Raw genomic sequence first — 21,903 nt, forward strand, 5'->3', positions numbered from 1 at the left:
GAAAATAGATTTGCACAGAGTTGATCTGTCCATGCAAGTCTATTTTTCCGCATCCATATACATATATGTTCACATCCACGAATCAAGTCTTTAAACAAACAAAAGAAGCCCGCTAACCGAATCTTCGAGCACGTCTATTATTACTGCTTATAATTCTCTAGGTTACTTAGTATTTCATTATTATTCGTCTCATAGTCGATAGGCTTAGTCTTCGCTACACTGCCGAACAGTGACATATTAATTTTGTTATATTAAATATATAAAGTAAAATAATGGACTGTTAACTTAATAGAAGAACCTTTCCCTTGATGCTCGATTCAGAGGCTGCAATGGCCTGTTTCACATTTTCCAATCCAAACGTCGCCCCAATGTTTGCCATCAATAGCCGCCCTTCCCGAACTAACTTAATCACTTCATTGAATACCTGTTCCCATCGTTCTTGCGAACATCTCTCTACCCAATGCTTTAGCCAAAAGAGTTTAACGTTAACTTGCGTTCCTCGGGTCATCTCATGCCATAAAGGCGTGATGCCCGAGAGCAGCCCGACGCTTATTACCGTTCCATTCGGCCTTAAACAACTCACGAGCTGCTCTCCGTCTGCCCCTCCGATGCAGTCGACGGCCGCATTAGCGCCGAGCCCCTCCGTTAATTCTGCACTTCTCTCCTGTAGCAGCTCTTCCATCGTATTCACGACAGCAGCTGCCCCAAGGCCATATAACTCAGCAGTATGTCGATCATTTCTTGTGAGCGCAATCATACGAAATCCCAGAATCTTCGATAATTGTGCAAATATTCGACCGATTGCGGAACCACCAGCATTGACAATTAAGGTATCTCCGTACGTAAGATGAAGCATATCCGTACAAATTAACCATGCTGTTATCGGGTTAATGTAGAGCTGACTTGCCGATTGATCATTAATATCATCAGGCACAATGATCGCATGTCGATCCAAAGTCCTCACCATCTCTTGCCATGTGTTTTCACCTCTCAACGGCAGGACGCGCCGCCCTAACAGTTGATTGGATACTCCCGGCCCTACTGCTTCCACGATCCCCACTCCCTCGAACCCAGGTACAGCGGGCAATGCCGTCCGATGCGGATATGCGCCTCGAACGGGAATGACATCTGAAGGATTAATAGGCCGAGCGCACATCCTCACAACTAATTCACCGGGACCAGGAGGCACTAACTGCTTCTCCTCTATGCACAGCACTTCGCTCGGCTCTCCGAAACGATAATAACGTATAACCTTAGTCTTCATTGTTGCATCTCCTAAAATCATTTTTCTTAGATAGAATATAACATTAGTGCCCCCCATGTTGGGATAAATGAAAGAACCCGACGGGAAAATCCCCGCCAGGCTCAGATAACTTGCGATGGTTTATATGGAGTAAATAAGCGCCTCATAAGGACGCAAACGAACGGTGCCGTTTCTAACCTCACCCGAGGTTGACCGATCCAGATTGCCAATAACCAAGCGGGCATTCGTGGCTCGATCAGCGAATGAAGCAGGCAGACGATAGGACTGCTCCTGGTCCGAATGATTGAGCATAACAAGCCATGTCTCTCCATCCAGACTGCGGCTATATGCATATACATGCTCTTCCCCTGCTGATTGGTCACGATAATCTCCATAGACCATAACCGCGTTCGTTTTACGCAGCGCAATCAGCTGCTGATAATATGCAAATATGGAGTCCTCCGCGGCTAAATCCCGCTCCACATTAATCTCTTCATAGTTGGGATTCACCTGCATCCACGGCTGCCCTTCGGTAAACCCGGCATGCTTGCTGCTGTCCCACTGCATCGGCGTACGGGAATTATCCCGACTCAGCGGCTGGAGACCGTGGAGGACTTCATCTGGCGCACGGCCTTTACTGATTTCTTCCTTATATTTGTTCTTCATGGCAATATCGTGATATTCATCAATGGAAGAGAACCGGACACCCGTCATGCCGATCTCCTCTCCCTGGAATACATACGGTGTTCCCGGAAGAGTATGAATCATGGTCGCCAGTTGTTTGGCCGATTGCACACGGTATTGTCCATCATTGCCGTACCTCGAAACCTGCCTTGTGTGATCGTGATTGTTCAGGAACTGGGAGTTCCAACCTTCATTACGGAACGCCTCATACCAGCTCTCCTGAATTTCCTTGTACCGTGCCAGATCCCAAGTAGGCATGTCATCCGCCACCTGGAAATGGAATAACGTATGCAGCTCTTTCCGGTTGTCGCCCACATATAAGAGACCATCCTCAGGTGTGACAAACGGAATCTCTCCCACAGTCATGATGTCATAATGCTGGAGAACCTCCCGGTTCATTTCCTGCAAGTATTCATGAATGCCGGGATTATTGCCCAGATAATCAATGCTCTCCGGGTGCTCCGCATCCGGGAAACCTTCCAGCTTGGCGAGCAGGTTAATGACATCCATACGGAAGCCGTCAATGCCCTGATCCAGCCAAAAACGCATCATCCGATAGATCTCCTGACGCAGTTCAGCATTTTCCCAATTCAGATCAGGCTGCTCCTTGGCAAAGGAATGGAAATAATACTCCCCCGTTCGCTCGTCGTAGGTCCAGGTCGATGGTTCAAAATAGGAGCGCCAGTTGTTCGGCGGGCTATCCTGTTTCCCCGGCTTCCATATATACCAGTTGCGTTTCGGATTATCGACGGATGAACGCGATTCTTCGAACCATGCATGCTGCTCTGATGTATGATTCACCACCAGATCCATAATGAGCTTCATGCCCAGTGCATGGACCTTGTCCAGCAATTGCCTGAACTGCTCCATCGTTCCGGCTTTTGCCATGATGCGGTAATAATCCGCGATATCGTATCCGTTGTCTTTATCTGGCGATTCATAAATGGGATTGAGCCAGATGACATCTATCCCCAGACTTTTGATATAGTCGAGCTTGAGCATCAAGCCCTCCAAATCCCCGATGCCGTCCCCATTCGCATCCAGGAAGCTCCGCCAGTAGATTTGATATACCACAGCTTCTTTCCACCATGCCCGGTTCATGCTGCATCTCCCCTTTCCCGCTTAATGGCTATGCTCCTGCAACGTACGCTCCAGGAATGACAGCGTGAGCTGTTTCGTATCGTTCAGCACCACGTCCGCTCCGGAACCTTTCAGTACCGCTTCTTCCCCAATACCCACGGCGATCATGCCTGCGGCTTTGATGGCCTCAATACCCGCCTGCGCATCCTCGATGCCGATGCAGGCTTTAACGTCAGCACCCACTTCTTCCGCTCCACGCAGGAACAGATCAGGTGCTGGCTTGCCGTGAGGTACGGAATCCGGATGAACCACATAGCGGAACAGTGAGTCCAACTCCAGTGCCTTCAGAATTTGAGGCGCATTTTTGCTGGCCGAGGCGATCACCGCAGGAATGCCTGCGGCTTGCAGCTCAAGCAGCAACTCCCGAATTCCAGGATAAGTATGCTCAGGTGTCAGCGAGTCCAGCAACGAGACGTAATGTTCGTTTTTACGCTGTGCGAATTCTTCCTTTTCCTCAGCCGAAAATGCCTCTTCCTTGCCACCAAGACGCAAAATGCGCGCCAGTGACTCTCCGCGGCTAATGCCCTTCAACTGCTCGTTGAACTCACGATCAAACGGGATGTCCAGCTCTTCTCCAAGCTGCTTCCATGCAACATAATGATACTCCGCTGTGTCAGTAATGACACCATCCAAATCAAAAATAACGGCTTGAAGTGCTCCGTTCCCTTTCATTTACCCGTTCCTCCCCATGCCATTGCTCTAGTTGAGTTCAACTAAAAGATATTTACACTGGTCACTCCGATGACAGAACAACCTTCCGATCGCTGTTATCCCCAGATTTTTTTTGATATCCTTTTCAGAAGGGAAAATCCGGGAATAAAGGCGAACACTGCGTTTCTTCAGGTTTTTTCTGCCCTCTCCGTTATCGTGTAAATGTTTAGTTGAACATTATAGTTGCCATTCAATTCGTTTCTCGTTGCTTTCACGTTTCTCGCCTTTCCAGTCCAGAACAACCGTCCAGCCTGATGCATTGGAAATGCTCGCATAACGTTTGCCCTCACGGGATTCAAAATGAATATCGAACTCTGCATCGCCTACCATCAGTTGCTCCAGACTGCATGTTTTGTTTTCCCATGCCTGCGGCATATCAGGTGATACGGTTAAACGGCGATGCTGTGCTTCCGGTTGAACGCCGAAGAAATGTCGTACGACTGGTACAGCTAGAGCATAGATGGTCCACGCCTGCACGACACAGCCGTAGTCCGGGGACATCTCCGAGAATGAACCTGGCACTACACGTGAGAAGCTTTTCCCCATCCGACGCAGTAAATCCAGTGCATGATCCGGGTGCCCGTACGCCGCCTCTGCAACCGCATGTGCTCCGGTAGAGATTGTCATCGTGCCCTGTTGGTACATGGCCGCAAGATAAGTACCGTATTCACCAATGAAGTCGCGATTTCGCATCGTTTCCAGCGCACGCTGTGCTTTGTCCTGATCGGCAATTCCTGCTTCCATCGGGGTGACAATGACCCAGTTTTTGTTCAGCAGCCAACCGCGATCTTTCTGATCCTCACCGGCATCAGCCAATAATCCTTCCACGTACGCCCGGTAGTCTGTGATCCCTTGCTTTTCAGCGAGAGAAACCATGTAATCCACCTTGGGCACAATATCAGAAACAGGTGCAACGGCATCTGCATACAGGCTGTCTTTTTCAGACCAATATACATCATTCACCGCGCGTACCGCTTGTTCGGCCAGTTTTTGATAGGTCTGGTGCCGCTTCGTTTCACCCAAATAGAGACTCATGTGCTCCAGCGCCTGAAGAGCCTTCGCAGTATATACGGCACTATCAATTAGCTCCATATTCAATCCAGCAATCTCGATGATGCCGTAACCGGAAGGGAACAGGTCTCCATCCGGGTCCATCTCACCCAGCAGCCAATCGATTCCCTGGACACAGTAGTCATAATGCTCGCGCAGAAGTGCATGGTCTCCGGTCCACAGGAACATTTCCCATACAAAGGCGATATAGTGTGCCGTTTCCTGCGTGTTGCCGCGATTAGATACCGCTCCCATGGTGGTCACTTCATGCACAAAACGTCCATTGCCGTTCGCTTCCTTGGACTTCTCCAGCAACAAATTAAGCGTATCCCGCACCAGTTGATGGTCTCCCGTAGCAAGCACACCCTGAAGCGCATACGTACTGTCACAGCCGAACCACCACGGATATGTGGGTCCACCTGCCGTCAATCCACGACCAATGCCGTCTACTTGCTGCACCAACCACTGATTATTGCGCTTCACCCAGGCAAATTGCTCGTTCAGCTCATCTTCGCCTTCAATGGTCAGTACTGCTCGCTGATCCAACTTGTCGTAGAGTTGTTGTTTCTGCTCTTTCAAGCTGACGTAGTCACGTTCGATGACGGCATAAGTCTGCTCACAGGCTTCACGGGACGACTCCGAACCGGCAACAAATAACCGGAAGCGGAACACATCCTTCTCCTCCAGCGTGCATTCGGTTACAAAAGAAATGCCTGTGCCCTTGCCTGCCGTCAGTTCTGGTCCGTAAATCTCAGGACCAACTGTCATTTCCGTTCCAGGCAGGTCACTTCCGATCATGGCATACCAGTCTTGGGCATCATCTTTGACGATGACTTTGCGCGAAGAAATGGCTTCTGCCGTTTCACCCGCTCCTGGGATAATTCCAATCTCATCGGAATACCACACTGGACGGAGATCGGTACGTGACAGCAGCTCCAGCTTGAGCCGGGTTGTTCCTTTGCCGTAAGCGCTGATCTCATATTCTGCGACCATGCCTTTTTCATAATCGGGGGCAAACTGGTTGCGTTCAATGGATACCGGAATGTGGCTCAATCCGTGATCATAATCGAACCGGCTTCCGCCCCAGGATTCACTTGTGAATCCGTCTGCCCTTGCCCATACCGCAATGTTGCGATCCAGATCGGTTACCTTCAGCCAGAAGCCGTCCAGCAGCTTGATCGGATGCAGCCATACACCGCCCATTTCGTTAGCCATATGATGCCCAAAGTCGGGAAAGTATCCGTCCTGGGTACCGCAAATCTTTACATATTCACCTGCGTTATAATACAAATTAAAAGGATGTCTGCTTGTTAATGTGGCCATAGTAGTCCTCCTCTGCGGTTTGGCTTACCGCTCATCGCTTCTATTCATACGGACGATTAGCCCTTGATTGCAGAAGAGATGGAAATGCCTTCAATAAAGTATTTTTGTGCAACAAAGAATACAAGGAGTGGCGGAAGCATAATCAGCATCGTTGCAGCCATTAACATGTTCCATTCCACGTTATACAGCCCTTTGAACATGGACAATCCGAGAGCCAGCGTATACTTCTCACTGGAGTTCAAATAAATGAGTGGTCCTTGGAAGTCATTCCATACGCCCATAAAGGTAAAGATCGATACGGCAATCAGTGGCGGCATGGAAAGTGGCAGCATGATTTTAGTGAAAATCTGCATTTTATTGGCTCCGTCAACAAAAGCAGACTCATCGAGATCACGCGGAATACCGCGCATGAACTGGCGAATCAGGAAGATGTTAAACGCTCCGCCCCCGAAAAATGCAGGGATAATGAGTGGTAAAAATGTATCAACCCAGCCGATTTCCTTGAACATGATGAACATCGGGATCATCGTTACCTGCGAAGGCAGCATCATCGTCGCCAATAGCACCAGGAACAGCGTGCGTTTGCCGCGGAAGTTAAACCGGGCGAAACCATACGCACATAGGGCAGACGAGAATACGGTACCGACTAATACCGGAATCAGAATAATCAGCGTATTTTTCAAAAATGTAAAAAACGGGATGGCCAAGACGGCATTTTTATAGTTGGACCACATCCATACAGCCGGGAAAAAATCATCTTTGAACACCTCGGCAGGTGTTTTAAGAGACGTTGCAAACGTCCATAACAGCGGGATCAGCACGACGGCTGCACCAGCGATAAGCATGAGCATAGAGAATAGTTTCGAGTAGACCGGTTTCCGTGTCGTTGCTTGATTCATCATTTGTCCTCCTCTCAATCCTTTTCGTTATCGCCCTGGTAATAGACCCACATCGAAGAGCTGCGGATGACCAGCAACGTAAACGCCAGAATGATGATGAACAATACCCAGGAGAGTGCCGAAGCATAACCCATTTCAAAATCGGTAAAAGCTTTATTGTACAGATACAAGTTATAGAACAAGGTCGAGTTAAGCGGTCCCCCGTTGGTCATAACAAATGCTTGTGTAAAATACTGGAATCCACCGATGATACCCATAATAACGTTGAAGAACACCGTTGGGGAAATCATAGGCAATGTAATGTTGAAAAACCGTTGAAACGGTCCCGCTCCATCCAGATTGGCAGCTTCATACAGCTCTTCAGGAACGCCCTGCAAGCCGGACAAATAAATGATGATCGTATTACCGACGCCCCACAAACCCATGACAATCAGTGCGCCCAGCGCATAGCTCGGATCTTGAAGCCAAGCTGGCCCCTGTACGCCGAAAAAGGCAAGCGCCCGGTTCAGAATACCGTATTCCGGATTGAAAATCATAATCCACATCATTGATGCCGCTACAGCTGGAATGACGGATGGCATGAAATAGATCAATCGGAAAAATTTCATCCCTTTATTCCGCATATTCAGCAGCAAGGCAATCAGCAGTGATGCCACTTGATATAGTGGTACGGATACCAGAGCGAAGATAAAGGTAACTTTCAACGATTGATAGAAAAGCTCATCATGAAACATCGTTTTGAAGTTATCCAAACCGACCCATTCAATCGATTGTACGCCGGTGATAATATCCCATTTACTAAATGCCAGCAGCAGGGAGAATAACATTGGACCAATGGTAAAGAGCAACAAGCCTATAAGCCAGGGCAATATGAACCAATACCCGGCACGCTCGGATTTAGAATTACGCATAGCAGCCTCCTTGATGAAGAGGGTGAATCAGCATGGCCGCCGACTCACCCGCATGGTTTTTACTTGATTTTGCTGTCAACGTTCTTCGCAGCTTCATCCAGAGCGCCTTTGACATCCTGTTTGCCAAGCAGCACTTTTTCCAGCGCCTTGGTGAATTCTTCAACAAACACAGGTCCGTTTGTAGAACGCATGGTTACCGGTTTTTTAGCATAATCCATCATTTCGATGACCGGTTTGTCTGCTACTTCTTTGGCTTTGACTTCGTCCAGTTCTTTCACAGTCGCTGGCAGTACTTTACCGTTCGCAGAACGAAGCTTCTGTGCATCTGTACCCGAGAGCCATTTCACCAGTTCATAAGCCGCTTCTTTATTTTTACCGGCTGCGTTGATCGCCCAACCTGCACTTGCGATAATGCTTGAACGAGTACCGTCCGTATTTTGTGGAATCAGTGCAGAACCATATTGAACATCGGATTTGTCGAGATCACCTTTGATCCAACGACCTGTAATCATCATCGCGAGCTTGTCTGTCATGAACATCGATGAATCTCCGCCAAGTGTCTCGGAATCCAGTGGCGTCGGGGATACACGGCTATCTCCTTGAGACCAGGATACATATTTATCCATTGCCGCTATCGTTTTTTCACTGTTCATGTAGCCTTCCGCAGCTGTTCCATCCTCATTCGCGATGTCTGTACCGTTATCCCACAGGTACGTATAGATCGGATATTCCCATTTGCCTGCGTTGAATCCGAATTGAGTATATTTATTGCCATCTTTTTTAGTCAGTTTTTGTGCAGTTGCAATCATGTCATCCCAAGTCCATTCATCTGTTGGATAAGGAATTCCAGCTTCATCAAACATGCGTTTGTTGTACCACAGAGCAAGTGGATTGAAATCTTTAGGCAAGTAGTACTGTTTGCCTTCGATTTTCATATTTTCAATGAGATCCTTTTGGAAAATATCCAGATTAAACGAAGTATCTTTGCTCAAATAATCGTCAAGTGGCTCAATTACACCTTTATCAACGTATTTGTAGTAATCTCCTTCACCAACCAGGAATACGTCTGGTGCCTGACCTGCTGCCAGGGATGTGGTGAGTTTTGTTCCATAACCTTCACTTGGAATAGGCTCAAACTTTACTTCGATATCCGGGTGTGCAGCATTGAACTCTTCCGCAAGCTTCACTTCATCCGCACCGGAGTTGACATCTCCCCATACAGAGAAGGTGAGTTTAACTTTTTCTCCTTTTCCGCCTTCCGCGCTGTTGCTTCCACCTGAAGAACACGCGGATAATACGAATACCAAAATCAGCATCATGACCAAACTTGCGGACCCTTTTTTCATTTGAATGACCTCCACATGGATTTATATTAAACCAAGGTTTGAAACCGTTTGCTGAAAGTAACTTGCTGACCGGACAGAAGGAGAGAAATTTCTTCCTCTGCATCACTCTCGATTAGAATACCCTCGGACGTGATTGTGATATGCAACAGCTGGTTTTGCCAGTAGAGCGGGAATTTCAGACTGCTCCAGGATTCAGGCAGCTTTGGATCGAGATGAAGCTGGCCATCCAACATGCGAACTCCGGCAAATCCCATCACGACACATTTCCATATTCCGCCCAGAGAAGCGGAGTGGATGCCTGCATCCGAAGAGTGCATATGCGGTCCCAGATCAATCTCGGACGCCCGGCGGAACAGATCATAAGCAAGCGGGCGATCACCGAAGTCACTGGCAAGGATACTGTGCGTCGACAGGGACAAGGAGGAATCATGCAAAGTTTTCTCCTCATAGTAATCGTAGTTGGCGCGTTTGATATCGGGTTCGAATTTATTCTCAAGCAGAAAGAACAGCATCATGATGTCAGCCTGCTTCGAAATTTGCATTTCACCAACCTGATCGAGGTTGTAGTCATTGAAGATGCTGGCGACTTTGGTCTGATTTTTGTAAGGGGTAAGATCAATGACTTTCTTCTGCAAGTAGGTATCATCTTGCGGAATAAGTCCTTGTTCATTTGGCCCTGGCAGATACATTTGATCCAGCTTGTTCCATGCTTCCCGAGCAGATGTCAGGTCAAGCTTCGCAGACAATGCCTTGAGCAACTCAGGTTTCTCCTGCTGAAGCTTTTCATAATATTGAATGGCCAGTTCCATATTGAAGTGAGCCATATGGTTGGTGAATGCATTGTTGTCCACATGCTCCTTATACTCATCCGGTCCAACAACCTCATTGATGTGATAGCGGCCCTTCGCCTCATCCCACTCCAGACGGCTGGCCCAGAACGTTGCTGTATCGAAAATGATTTCGTAGCCATATTGATCCATGAACGCCTCATCGCCTGTAGACTGGACATAATGCCAAACGGCATAAGCGATGTCAGAGGTAATGTGCTGTTCAATGAAGCCGGACCAGATCTTCGTCTGTTCTCCGGTTACGATATCTACATCTCCCCATACCGGTGTAACTTCGCCATCTTCGATCCAGGCAGCTTCCCACGGATACATGGCACCCTCGAATCCGTTCTCCTTGGCCTTTCTTCTAGCTCCATCCAATCCCTGATATCGATATTCCAGCAAGGATCTTGCGATCTTGGGATTGCTGTAGATGAAGAAAGGCAGGATGAAGATTTCCGTATCCCAAAAGGAATGTCCCTTGTACCCTTCACCACTTAATCCCTTCGCCCCGATTCCCATGCGATTATCATGAGCAGGTGTCATAATGACGAGGTGATAGATGGCGAAACGGATGGCAAGCTGGTCATACCCGCTTGTGCTGTCCACTTCAATGTTGTACGTGGACCAAGTATCCGCCCAAGCGTTAGCGCTTTCACAAAACAGCTGATCATACCCTTTTTGCGACTCTTGCTTCAGCTCTGTCAGCGCCGATTCACGCATATGCTCCAGTAAATATCCACCGTGGCTGTACACCAGATCGCGGCTGGTATGCACATTCGAGATTTTTTCCAGTGTTACCAATTGTCCGGCTTCCACGGTTACTGTGCCTTCGATGCCAACCTTGCGGCGTCCCATCGTTTGACGCAATTCCGGCTCAACCTTTTCACCATTCAGCTGCCAGTGGTGCACCGTATTGGTTACAAAATCAACAGCCGATTGTGTCGTCGTTGATGTCATTTGAATATAAGTCTTTTCAAATATCCGTTTTTCGCCTTCCGTGAAATGCTGTGCACCCGAGTTCGTCCATTGTCCATTAATACCGGATGCAATGTGAACACGTGCCTGACCATCCAGTGGCTTGATACTTACGGATGAACCCACCAGATGACGGTTGCTCAAGGAAACAAAGCGACGGAATTGAAGTTCAAAGCTTTCTCCAGTTGGGCTCTGCCATACTACGTTACGAGTCAGCTCACCGTTTTTGAGATTCAGTTGACGACTGTAGCTGATCGTTCTTCCTTTTTCCAAGCTGAAGGTTTCCCCATTCAGGGTGATTGAAAGCTCCGTCACATCTGCTGTATTGGGGAGTTCTGTTACTTCATGCTCGTCAAACTTATTAAAGGTTCCAGCTACGAACCAGTTCCGCACCTGCCCAACATAATTTTCGTCCGTTGCGGAGCGAAGTCCCATGTAGCCGTTTCCAAGTGAGAGCACAGCTTCGCCTTTCCCTTGATGAGCCGGATCAAACCCGGTTTCAGTTACCAGCCAGTTACTCCATTCTCCTTGTCCTGCATCGTATTTCAGCAATTTGTATTCCCCCTATGTCTATCTTATGTTGTATCCGAAACGTTTTGGATTTGAGTGAAAATAATACCGAAACGTTTCGGATTTCATAAAACATTTCGGTGCTCTCTTCATCTCGTTCATTTTGCAATTCCTCGCGAACCGTATTCTCAGCTAAACTCAGTGACCTGGTTTGGCTGTCGAGGATCTCAAAACCAATTCATTTTGCAAAATATTAAATTTGGGACTGTCTTCCGATTTCAGCATGCCCATCAGCAGGTTTGCAGCTTCATGTCCCAACTGGTACATGTTCTGGCCGATGGTGGTGAGTGGTGGTTGAAAATAGGCGGCGGTTGGAATGTCGTCAAATCCCACTACCGACAATTCATCCGGTATCGAGATGCCCAGTTCATTCGCAGCCTTCATTACACCCAGAGCCATCATGTCGCTTGCGCAAAAGACTGCGGTAATTTCCGGATAAGTTTTCAACAACTCAGCAGCTTGTTGCTGTGCTTCCTCTTCCGTGAAGTTCCCGTTTACGATCCATTCAGGCTTCAAGCTCAATCCAACATTTTGCAGTGCATCGGAATATCCTTCATAGCGTTCCTTGGAAACAAAAGCCTCCGGGTAACCGTTCACCATGGCAATCTGCCGATGACCCAAACCAATAAGGTGCTCTACAGCCGTCTGTGCACTTTGTTTGTGATTCGTTGATACAAAACCAACATACTCACTATGGATGGGAATATCAATCAATACACAAGGGATATCACTATCCAGTACTTCCTGCAAATACGGATCATCCGTCTTCACACCCTGAAGAATGACGCCATCCACCTTACGTTCCCTGCACAGCTGTGTGTACGTTTTCATCTTTTGCTTCGCTGTATTGGTGCTGAACAAAATCAGATCATAATCCGAATTGGCAGCGCTATCATTAATACCGCAAAGCACTTCAAATACAAAGTTGTTATCGATGTTTTTGTACGTCATGCCTGATACGAGCAACCCCAGCGTTTTGGTTTCCTTCATGACCAGGCCTCTCGCTAGACCATTTGGACTATAGTTCAGGGTTTCGGCGGCTTCTTTAATCCGTTTGCGCGTACTATCGCTGACGTCCGAGTACCCATTCAGAGCTCTGGATACGGTCGTTATCGAAAATCCCGTCATTTGTGATATGTCTTTAATTGTAGCCAATTGCTTTCCTCCAAAACGTTTCGGATTACTTATATTTCTGAGTATACGGATTAGCGAAAAAAAATCAAGAACTTTTTTCGACAATATTTTCGAATTTTTGTATCTCATGCGTCCCTTCCCTTATTCTGCCCTCATTCAGGATGGAAAAAGGATAAAAAAAAGATCTCCCGACTTTTAAATAAAGTCGGGAGATCCCTGAACATATAAAACTTAATGTGCAACTGTATTGTTCAACATGATCCAGATGGAACCAATAACGATGGTCATCATGATCAACAGACCAAAGATCAAAGCCATCACATTCCAACGCGGCTTCTCCGATTCACGGATATGCATGAAGAAGAAGAGTTGAACCACAAACTGAAGTGCTGCTGTTACCAGAACGACACTCAGCGTTGCTGTTCTGCCCATCATGTCATTCAGAACCACTACCAAAGGGACAATGGTCAGGACAACGGACAGAATGAAGCCGATGACATAAGACTTAAGTGAACCATGCTGTTCGTGGCCATGGGATTCATGTGAGTTATGCTCTGCCATCTACATCACCCCCATCAGATAGACAATCGACAGGAGGAAAATCCAGACGACGTCCAAGAAGTGCCAGTACAAGCTGATTACGTTAATTTTACCGCGAGTGACATCGGTAATTCCACGTTTTTTCAGTTGCAGCATCAATCCGATCATCCAGATCAGACCGAGCGATACGTGAAGTCCGTGAGTACCCACAAGGGTGAAGAATGCACCGGAAGATGCACTCGTTGTATAACTGAACCCTTCATGAATCAACTCAATAAACTCCGATACCTCCAGGGCGATAAAGCTCGCACCCAGAACAGCTGTAACTGCCAGCCAGCTGATCAATTGCTTCACCTTGCCCTGATTCATGGCCAGAACCGCAAGTCCACTTGTGAATGAACTTGTGAGCAAGATAAATGTCTCGGCAATAACGCCAGGCATTTTAATCAATTCAGACAATACAGGTCCGCCCGCCGAATTGTCACGCAACACAATAAAGGTTGCGAACAATACGGAGAACAGGATAACGTCGGAAATCAGGAAGAACCAGAATCCGAGTATTTTTAATTCTTGCGGGTCATGGTGACCATGGTCATGAGCATGACCGTGCTTTGCGGCTGCTTGAGCCATTTATACCGACCCCCTTAACGACGCTTCGGTACGCTTAATTTCGTCAACCGGAATATAATAATCCGTATCGTATGAGAATGAACGAGCGATCATGCAAATCCCTACGCCAGCGAGTCCGAGAATCGCCATCCACAGCCATCCGAATACAAAGCCGAAACCGGCAATGAACCAGAATATAGACATAATGAACGGAATTGCGGAATTTTTAGGCATATGAATCGGCTCAAGCGGCTGTTCAGGTGGATAGATGCCTTTGGCACGACGTTCCTTCTCTTCCCACCACTCATCAATATCATCTCCGCGCGGTGTAATGGCGAAGTTATATTCAGGAGCAGGTGAAGGAATCGACCACTCGAGCGTACGACCACCCCAAGGGTCGCCAGAAGCTTTGAGTGTTTTGTATTTCCGAATGCCGTCTGCAATTTGTGCAACCTGGAACAAGAATCCGACACCCATCAGGAATGCCCCGATTGTGGATACAAAGTTCAGTTCCCACCAGCCGGTATCCCAGCCATAGGTGCTCAGACGACGTGTCATACCCATCAAACCGACAGCGTACTGCGGCATGAAGCAGACATAGAAACCGATATTCCAAGTCCAGAAAGCCCATTTACCCAGTTTTTCTGGCAGTTGGAATCCAAACATTTTAGGCCACCAGTAGTACAGACCTGCAAAGTATCCGAATACTACACCACCGATCAAGACTTGGTGGAAGTGAGCAATCAGGAAGTAACTGTTGTGGAACTGGAAGTCAGCAGGTGCAACGGATAACATAACCCCCGTCATCCCCCCGACGATAAAGCATGGAATAAATGCAAGTGTCCATAGCATCGGGGTATCCATGCGTATCCTTCCCCGGAACATGGTAAACAGCCAGTTAAAGATTTTAACCCCTGTTGGTATGGCTATCAACATCGTGGTTACGGCGAAGAATGCATTAACGTCTGCTCCCGAACCCATCGTGAAGAAGTGATGCGCCCATGTAAAGAAGGACAGGAAGCTAATGATCAGCATCGCAAATACCATTGATTTATAACCAAACAATTTTTTCTTCGAGAATGTACTTACAATCTCGGAGAACACACCGAATGCCGGCAAGACAACGATATATACCTCAGGGTGACCCCACATCCAGATCAAGTTGATATACATCATCGGATTACCGCCCAAATCAAGTGTGAAGAAATGCGCCCCCGCGAACCTGTCGAGGAAAAGCAACGCAAGTGTCACTGTCAAGATTGGGAATGCAAACAGAATGATAATACAAGTGGAGAATACCGACCATGTAAACATCGGCATTTTCATCCATTTCATGCCTGGCGCACGCATTTTAATGATGGTAACCAGGAAGTTGATACCGGTAGCCAGGGAACCGATACCCGAAATCTGAATACCCCATATATAGAAGTTTTGTCCCACCCCCGGGCTATGCGATAGCTCCGATAAAGGCGGATAACTGAGCCAGCCTGCGTCCGGTGAACCACCGATAACGAAGGACAGGTTGAACAGCATTGCTCCCAGGAAGAATAACCAGAAGCTTAGTGCATTCAGGAATGGGAACGCAACGTCCCTTGCCCCGATTTGAAGCGGTACAATAACATTAAATAAACCGAACATAAACGGCATCGCCATGAACAAGATCATGATCGTACCATGAGTCGTAAAGACCTGATTATAATGCTCGGGATGTAAGAAATCCATGTTAGGCATAGCTAGCTGAAGACGCATCATGAGTGCATCCACACCACCACGGAAGAGCATGATAATGGAAGCAATAATATACATAATACCGATCTTTTTGTGATCGACGGTAGTTAACCAGTTACGCCAGAGCCAGCCCCATTTTTTGAAATAAGTCAGCACCGCTACGATGGTAATCATCGTAATCCCGATCGCCACGTCCGCACCATAAATCAGCGGATCACCGGTAACGAAAAACTCCGATGCAAACTCCTTAAGTCTCTCTAACATTGGGGGCCTCCTTTCGAATCTTTAGTTAGCACTCTTGTCCACGCCTTGCGTAGTAATCTCTTTGGCACCTGAAGCCTCACCGTGCTTGCTGTGAGCGCTTTGACCGTCAACAACATACTTGGTCACGATGTCTTGGAACAGTCCTTCAGGGAAGGAAGAATAATAAGCTACATTGCTTGTTCCCGGTTCCGCCAATGTTTTATACGTTTCTTGCGTCAGCGGTTGGGATTGTTGTTTCACTTCAGTAACCCATTTGTCGAAGTCTTCCTCCGATGTAGCATTCACATCAAAACGCATTTGGGCGAAGTGTTCCCCGGTAAAGTTGGCACCTGAACCCCAATATTGACCTTCATGATCAGCTTGCAAGTACAAGGTCATCGCCATACCCGACATTGTATAAATCTGTCCACCAAGCTGCGGAATCCAGAACGAGTTCATCGGTGAATCCGCGGTGAGCTCAAATTTTACGGGCCGGTCTGCCGGAATATTCAACGTATTGACCGTTGCAATACCTTGCTCCGGATACATAAACAACCATTTCCAGTCCAGTGAAGATACTTGAATGGTCACCGGTGCTTTCTCGGATGCCAATGGCTTCGAAGGTTCCAGATCATAGGTGTAGCGGATTGTTACAACCGCCAGCAACCCAATAATAATAATCGGAACGGTCCACCAGATAGCCTCCGCTTTAGTGCTATGAGACCAGTTCGGCTCATAAGCAGATTTATTGTCCGGTTTGTCGCGGTAACGCCATACAATTACAGCAGACAAAATCAATACAGGCACAATAACGACTGCACACAGAATTGTCGAAATGACAATCAAATCTCTCTGCGAAGCGCCAACAGGCCCTTTCGGATCCAGAACAACGTACTGCCCGCCTGCCAGCATTGGCCAGACAATCAATGCAATTGTAACCAACGTCAGGACAACCGGAATGATTATCCGAATTAGCGACCTAGGTTTCTTGTTCATCTTGATCCCCTCTCCTTAAATTCGCTCATACTGAAAAAACAGTATACTACTCTCTTCCTTCTAAAGATATCAGAAATGAGCAACTTTTTTGTTCATGTTAACAAATTTGTCGATTTTGCACCTTAAATGTGTGAATTTTTTCTCACAAATCGCTTGCACACTTGATATTTCCTCATCGTAATCTTTACACTTCAAGTCACAAAATAAAACCCTTTGCAGTCCCGTTGAACAGTATCAACGAATCCGCAAAGGGCTTTATTGACTGGGATTCCGGGTGCTCATCCAGTCTTATTATGAACGAATTAACGCAAGATTATTTAATCGGCGCCTTCGTCTTCCCGGCGTGTATGAACTAGTCCAATCGATTTGGCAATTACATAAATAAATACACTACCCACCAAGAAACCGATCCCCACCATTAATCCCAGGTTGCGATCATTAAAATCATTCAGGTTGATCAGGCACATGATTACTCCCGTAATAAGGGCAATCCAAGCCAGAACTGTCATCGTTAACACTGCACGCCGCATATTTTTATCTTTGCGCTCCAATTGGCTTACCATTGCTGTCTTCGATGCCATAGTAAACACTTCCTTTTCCCTTTTTGTAAGTGCTTTCCTTATACCAATATACCACATCAGTATGATTTTTAGTCAACAAATGTTCAAATTTCTTTCGCAATTTGGACACTTTATTTGTATTTTAACTGTTGACAAGGGCTAGATCACTTCTTCTTACTTCTTATAACCCAAAAATGCCCTCCTCATAACATGAAACAGCCCAGACCTTATGAAACCTTCATGAACATGTGAGTTCGGGGTGAAAATAAAACAATAAAAAAAGACGGTGCTTCGGATTACCGAACCACCGTCTTTTTTCTGATGAACACGTATGTCCCTGCATTTAACAATTGAAATAACGTAATTACTTAGTTATGTCAGGTTCTGAGCACTTCTTCCTGGAATATTGAAATTAAAGCTTAAATTCGTGTTTCCAACCAATTATTTTTGATCACATTCTGATACCAGTAAAAGCTTTCTTTAGGTGTTCTGACCAATGAACGGTAATCCACATGCACAAGTCCAAAGCGCATACGGTATCCTTCCGCCCACTCAAAGTTATCCATCAAAGACCAAGCCATGTAGCCTTTCAGGTTGATTCCGTCGTTGATAATCCGATGAATTTGAGCCAAATGCTGCTCATAGTATGCAATCCGGCGATCATCATTGATTTTGCCATTTTCCAAATCATCATTGATGCATGCACCATTTTCTGTGATGTAGACATCCACATTTCCGTATTTTTGCAAGTAATGCATGAACTCATACAGTCCGCGTGATTCAACAGGCCAGCCAATATCCGTTTTGGTAAGTCCCATATCCACCTCTTCGGATTGCAATGCACCCGCCTCTGGATTGAAACGATTGATTCCCATGGTGTAATAGTTAATGCCAAGCAAGTCAATGGGTTGCGAGATGATCTCCATATCGCCTTCCTGAATGGGTACTGTAGCTCCAGCTTCTGCGAACCATTCCACCATAAATTGTGGATACGATCCTTTGTAGATCGGGTCTAGGAACCAATCGGTGTTCAGAGCAATTGCCCGATCACAGGCTGCCTGATCTTCTGGAGATTTGCTGTAAGGCTCAGCCCAGCATACATTGGGTGCAATACCAATCTGTCCTGTTGTACCCAAGCGACGGAACGATTGAACGGCTTTACCGTGAGCAACGAGCAGTCCATGAGCAACATTAATGGATGTTTGCAGGTCCTTATTTCCTGGCGCATGAATGCCAAGCAGGTTTGACAGAAACGCAATGCACCATGGTTCGTTGAAAGTTAGCCAAAAATTAATTTTACCGGAAAACTCCTTGAAGATGACTTCAGCATATTTTACAAATGCATCCACCGTCCTGCGATTGCCCCAACCTCCGATATCCTCCAGCGTCTGAGGCAAGTCCCAATGATACAGCGTACAGAAAGGTTCGATTCCCGCTTCAAGCAGCTTATCCACGAATCGATGATAGAAGTCCAAGCCTTCCCGATTGATCTCGCCATCTCCATCAGGAATAATACGCGGCCAGGCGATCGAGAATCGGTAGGTGTTGATCCCAAGCTTTTTCATCAGCTCGATGTCTTCCTCATAGCGATGGTAACTGTCACATGCGACATCACCATTATCTCCATTGAATACTTTGCCGGGCGTACGGGCAAACGTATCCCAGATGGATACCCCGCGTCCGCCTTCCTGCGCTGCCCCTTCGATTTGATAGGAAGCTGTTGCTGTTCCCCAGCAGAAATCTTGTGGAAATTGAAAAATCGTCATCGTTTACTCCTCCGTCTCATGATGACACGCGGATCGTCTGTCCTGCGGTCATGGTTAAAATAACTACATAATCACCCTGAGGTGTAAGCTGCGCTTTGGCCTGATCGTTTCCTTCCAGTGGGTATGCACTGCGAATGGTTATCGAACCAGCGTGATCAGCCTTAATTTCGGCGCTTGAGAGTCTGCCCTCTGTCCACTCGATTGCCACCCTATATCCACCACGTGCCCGAAGCCCCTTCACACTGCCACTGGCCCAGTGTGAAGGCAGTGCTGGCAGCAGATGTAATTCACCCAAATGACTCTGTAACAGCATCTCGGCAATACCGGCAGTGCCACCAAAATTGCCATCGATCTGGAACGGCGGATGATCATCAAACAGATTGGGATGCGTGGAACGAGCCAGCAGCGTACGGACAAACTGATGTGCAAGCTTGCTATCCAGCAGCCTCGCATACAGATTGATCAACCAGGCACAGCTCCAACCTGTATGCCCGCCACCTTGTGAGATACGACGTTCAAGTGACACTCGTGCTGCTTCCACCAGTTCCGGCGTATCCAGTCGGTTGATCTGCTCCCCCGGATACAGACCATACAGATGGGAGACGTGACGATGCCCCGGTTCGGATTCGGCAAAATCTTTGAACCATTCCTGCAGCTGCCCCTCGCTTCCGATCTTGAATGGATAGAGCTTGCTGCGTGCTTCGCTCCACTCCTTCGCCAGCTGTTGATCCACATCCAGCTGCTTCGTTGCTTCAATGCATCGATCGAACAACTCACGAATCAATGTCATATCCATCGTCGAAGCCATGGAGATGCTGCGAGCCTCTCCTTTCTCAGTGAGGAACTTGTTCTCTGGAGAGGTTGAAGGAGCGGTAACCAGATATCCGTCTGGTCCCTCCACCAACCAGTCAAGACAGAAGAGCGCCGCTTCCTTCATGATTGGATACGCGCGTTCCGCGAGGAATTGCTGATCACGGGTAAACAGATAATGCTCCCATAGATGTGAAGTCAACCACACGCCACCCATTGGCCAGAACGCCCAGCTTGCATCTCCACCTGTAGGCGTGGATGTCCTCCAAATATCCACATTATGATGGGCTGTCCAGCCGCGCGCCCCGTACAAAATACGTGCTGTCCTTCTCCCTGTATCGCTCAGATCCTCCAACAAGCCAAACAGCGGCTCATGGCATTCACTCAGGTTGCATACTTCTGCCGGCCAGTAATTCATCTCGGTATTGATATTAATCGTGTAATCACTATGCCAGGGCGGCTCCACCTGATGATTCCAGATTCCCTGCAGATTGGCTGGCTGGCTTCCTTTACGTGAACTACCCATTAACAGATATCTGCCATATTGAAAATAGAGTGCCTCCAGGCCGGGATCATGGGCTCCAGCCTGGTACGCTTGCAGCCGCTCATCTGTAGGCAATGCTTCATTCGCTGATGTGCCGAGATCAATAGATACTCTTGAAAATAAAGTCCCATGATCCATCACATGCCGCTCGCGAAGAGCCTTCATGCCATGAGCCATCGCTTTAGTGATTACCTCCCTGCACTCCTGATCCAGAATCACACCATCCTTAACAGGTACCACATCATAGCCTTCAAAGGCGGTCGCCGCTGTCAGATAAAAAATAACCTGGTCGGCTCCCTGTATATGAAGTCTTCCGTCCATAACTGAAACTTCGGCATTCTTGCCCATCGCAGTCGTGGCCAGTCGCACAGCATAAGCCGTTCCCCGATCTTCCTCGTAAATGACGGACTCCGGATGATCCCTGAAATAATTCGATTCAACGTGACTCGGACAGCGACTGAATAAGGTAAGTGCATCGCCCGAAGCCTGAACTTTATAAGGATGTGGACTGTCTAATGTAACACTGACGTTTACAGCTCCCTCACGATCAGCAGTGATGGTACATACCATGAGATCATCCGGCGCACTGGCGTATACTTCACGTACATAACGAATGCCTTTATACGAATACTTCGTCGTTGTAATCCCGCTGGGGAGATCAAGCTCACGCTCAAATTCATCGTACGGGATCCCACCCAGTTCAGTGTGCTGCAACTTAAAGTGACCCATCGGCTGATAAGCTTCCACATCACGTCCCAGCATCTCGCGGTTCAGCAATTGTTCAGCTTCGCTGTATTGCCCTGACATGATCAGTTCCCGGGTCTGCTTCAGGTATCGCTGACTGCTGTACTGGATGGTGTCACGTGGAAATCCGGACCACAATGTATCTTCATTTAACTGAATTTGTTCATACGCCGCTCCGCCATACACCATACCGCCAAGGCGACCATTGCCGATGGGCAACGCCTCTTCCCAGCGAGTAGCCGGCTGACGATACCACAGACGGTTTTCTTGTGTTCTCTCATTAAATGGGGACATAGATTACTCCTATTCCTGAATCAGCTATTTTGCATAATTCTAAAACGTTTTCGGTAATAAGTAAAAAGATGTTTTTTCTCGCATTCCAGAATGAAATATACACTCTGATATCTGTCTTTTGATCTGTATCATTTTACCTGAAAGTGCTTACAATATTACAAAAAATTATATTGGATTTTTATCAGTGCGTCAACGTATATCCTCACATTTACCTTTTCATTTATAATGAATGTCAATATAAAAAAGAAGGACC

16 protein-coding genes are annotated in these 21,903 nt (G+C 47.3%); all 16 read right to left on the bottom strand.

Annotated elements, in window-relative coordinates; genetic code table 11:
* Positions 1-280 precede the first annotated feature (280 nt).
* The 16 genes from BMW94_RS18380 to BMW94_RS18455 all read right to left on the bottom strand — a co-directional run bounded on the left by BMW94_RS18380 (position 281) and on the right by BMW94_RS18455 (position 21,650).
* Positions 281-1,264, bottom strand: a complete 984-nt coding sequence (locus tag BMW94_RS18380; protein ID WP_091000438.1) for a zinc-dependent alcohol dehydrogenase family protein — start codon at positions 1,262-1,264, stop codon at positions 281-283.
* A gap of 120 nt (positions 1,265-1,384) precedes the next feature.
* Positions 1,385-3,028, bottom strand: coding sequence for a glycoside hydrolase family 13 protein (locus tag BMW94_RS18385; protein ID WP_091000439.1), 1,644 nt, complete (start codon positions 3,026-3,028; stop codon positions 1,385-1,387).
* 21 nt (positions 3,029-3,049) lie between these two features.
* Positions 3,050-3,739 carry a beta-phosphoglucomutase gene (pgmB, locus tag BMW94_RS18390; protein WP_091000440.1) on the bottom strand — a complete coding sequence of 230 codons (690 nt, stop codon included), beginning with the start codon at positions 3,737-3,739 and terminating at the stop codon, positions 3,050-3,052.
* Positions 3,740-3,955: 216 nt separating this feature from the next.
* Complete coding sequence (locus BMW94_RS18395; protein WP_091000441.1) at positions 3,956-6,151, bottom strand: alpha-L-rhamnosidase-related protein; 2,196 nt, start codon at positions 6,149-6,151, stop codon at positions 3,956-3,958.
* A gap of 56 nt (positions 6,152-6,207) precedes the next feature.
* Positions 6,208-7,050, bottom strand: coding sequence for a carbohydrate ABC transporter permease (locus BMW94_RS18400; RefSeq protein WP_063566566.1), 843 nt, complete (start codon positions 7,048-7,050; stop codon positions 6,208-6,210).
* A gap of 14 nt (positions 7,051-7,064) precedes the next feature.
* Positions 7,065-7,961, bottom strand: coding sequence for a carbohydrate ABC transporter permease (locus BMW94_RS18405; protein WP_091000442.1), 897 nt, complete (start codon positions 7,959-7,961; stop codon positions 7,065-7,067).
* A gap of 59 nt (positions 7,962-8,020) precedes the next feature.
* Positions 8,021-9,307 (bottom strand): ABC transporter substrate-binding protein, encoded by a 1,287-nt coding sequence (locus BMW94_RS18410; RefSeq protein ID WP_091000443.1) that lies wholly within the window; start codon positions 9,305-9,307, stop codon positions 8,021-8,023.
* A gap of 26 nt (positions 9,308-9,333) precedes the next feature.
* Positions 9,334-11,664 (bottom strand): glycoside hydrolase family 65 protein, encoded by a 2,331-nt coding sequence (locus BMW94_RS18415; RefSeq protein ID WP_091000444.1) that lies wholly within the window; start codon positions 11,662-11,664, stop codon positions 9,334-9,336.
* A gap of 156 nt (positions 11,665-11,820) precedes the next feature.
* Positions 11,821-12,837, bottom strand: a complete 1,017-nt coding sequence (locus tag BMW94_RS18420) for a LacI family DNA-binding transcriptional regulator (RefSeq protein ID WP_091000445.1) — start codon at positions 12,835-12,837, stop codon at positions 11,821-11,823.
* 210 nt (positions 12,838-13,047) lie between these two features.
* The gene (cyoD, locus tag BMW94_RS18425) at positions 13,048-13,377 is read right to left on the bottom strand and encodes a cytochrome o ubiquinol oxidase subunit IV (protein WP_063566561.1); all 330 of its coding nucleotides are present in this window, start codon (positions 13,375-13,377) and stop codon (positions 13,048-13,050) included.
* Positions 13,378-13,986 carry a cytochrome o ubiquinol oxidase subunit III gene (gene cyoC / locus BMW94_RS18430; RefSeq protein ID WP_091000446.1) on the bottom strand — a complete coding sequence of 203 codons (609 nt, stop codon included), beginning with the start codon at positions 13,984-13,986 and terminating at the stop codon, positions 13,378-13,380.
* The gene (locus BMW94_RS18435) at positions 13,987-15,957 is read right to left on the bottom strand and encodes a cbb3-type cytochrome c oxidase subunit I (RefSeq protein WP_091000447.1); all 1,971 of its coding nucleotides are present in this window, start codon (positions 15,955-15,957) and stop codon (positions 13,987-13,989) included. It abuts the gene before it with no gap.
* Between the two features lie 21 nt (positions 15,958-15,978).
* Positions 15,979-16,932, bottom strand: a complete 954-nt coding sequence (cyoA, locus tag BMW94_RS18440) for a ubiquinol oxidase subunit II (protein ID WP_091000448.1) — start codon at positions 16,930-16,932, stop codon at positions 15,979-15,981.
* Positions 16,933-17,249: 317 nt separating this feature from the next.
* Positions 17,250-17,513, bottom strand: a complete 264-nt coding sequence (locus tag BMW94_RS18445) for a hypothetical protein (RefSeq protein WP_091000449.1) — start codon at positions 17,511-17,513, stop codon at positions 17,250-17,252.
* A gap of 398 nt (positions 17,514-17,911) precedes the next feature.
* Positions 17,912-19,258 (bottom strand): GH1 family beta-glucosidase, encoded by a 1,347-nt coding sequence (locus BMW94_RS18450; protein WP_091000450.1) that lies wholly within the window; start codon positions 19,256-19,258, stop codon positions 17,912-17,914.
* A 16-nt stretch (positions 19,259-19,274) separates the two neighbouring features.
* Positions 19,275-21,650 (bottom strand): glycoside hydrolase family 95 protein, encoded by a 2,376-nt coding sequence (locus BMW94_RS18455; RefSeq protein WP_091000451.1) that lies wholly within the window; start codon positions 21,648-21,650, stop codon positions 19,275-19,277.
* Between the last annotated feature and the right edge of the window lie 253 nt (positions 21,651-21,903).

The sequence above is a fragment of the Paenibacillus sp. OK003 genome, assembly GCF_900109515.1.
Lineage (GTDB): Bacteria > Bacillota > Bacilli > Paenibacillales > Paenibacillaceae > Paenibacillus > Paenibacillus marchantiae.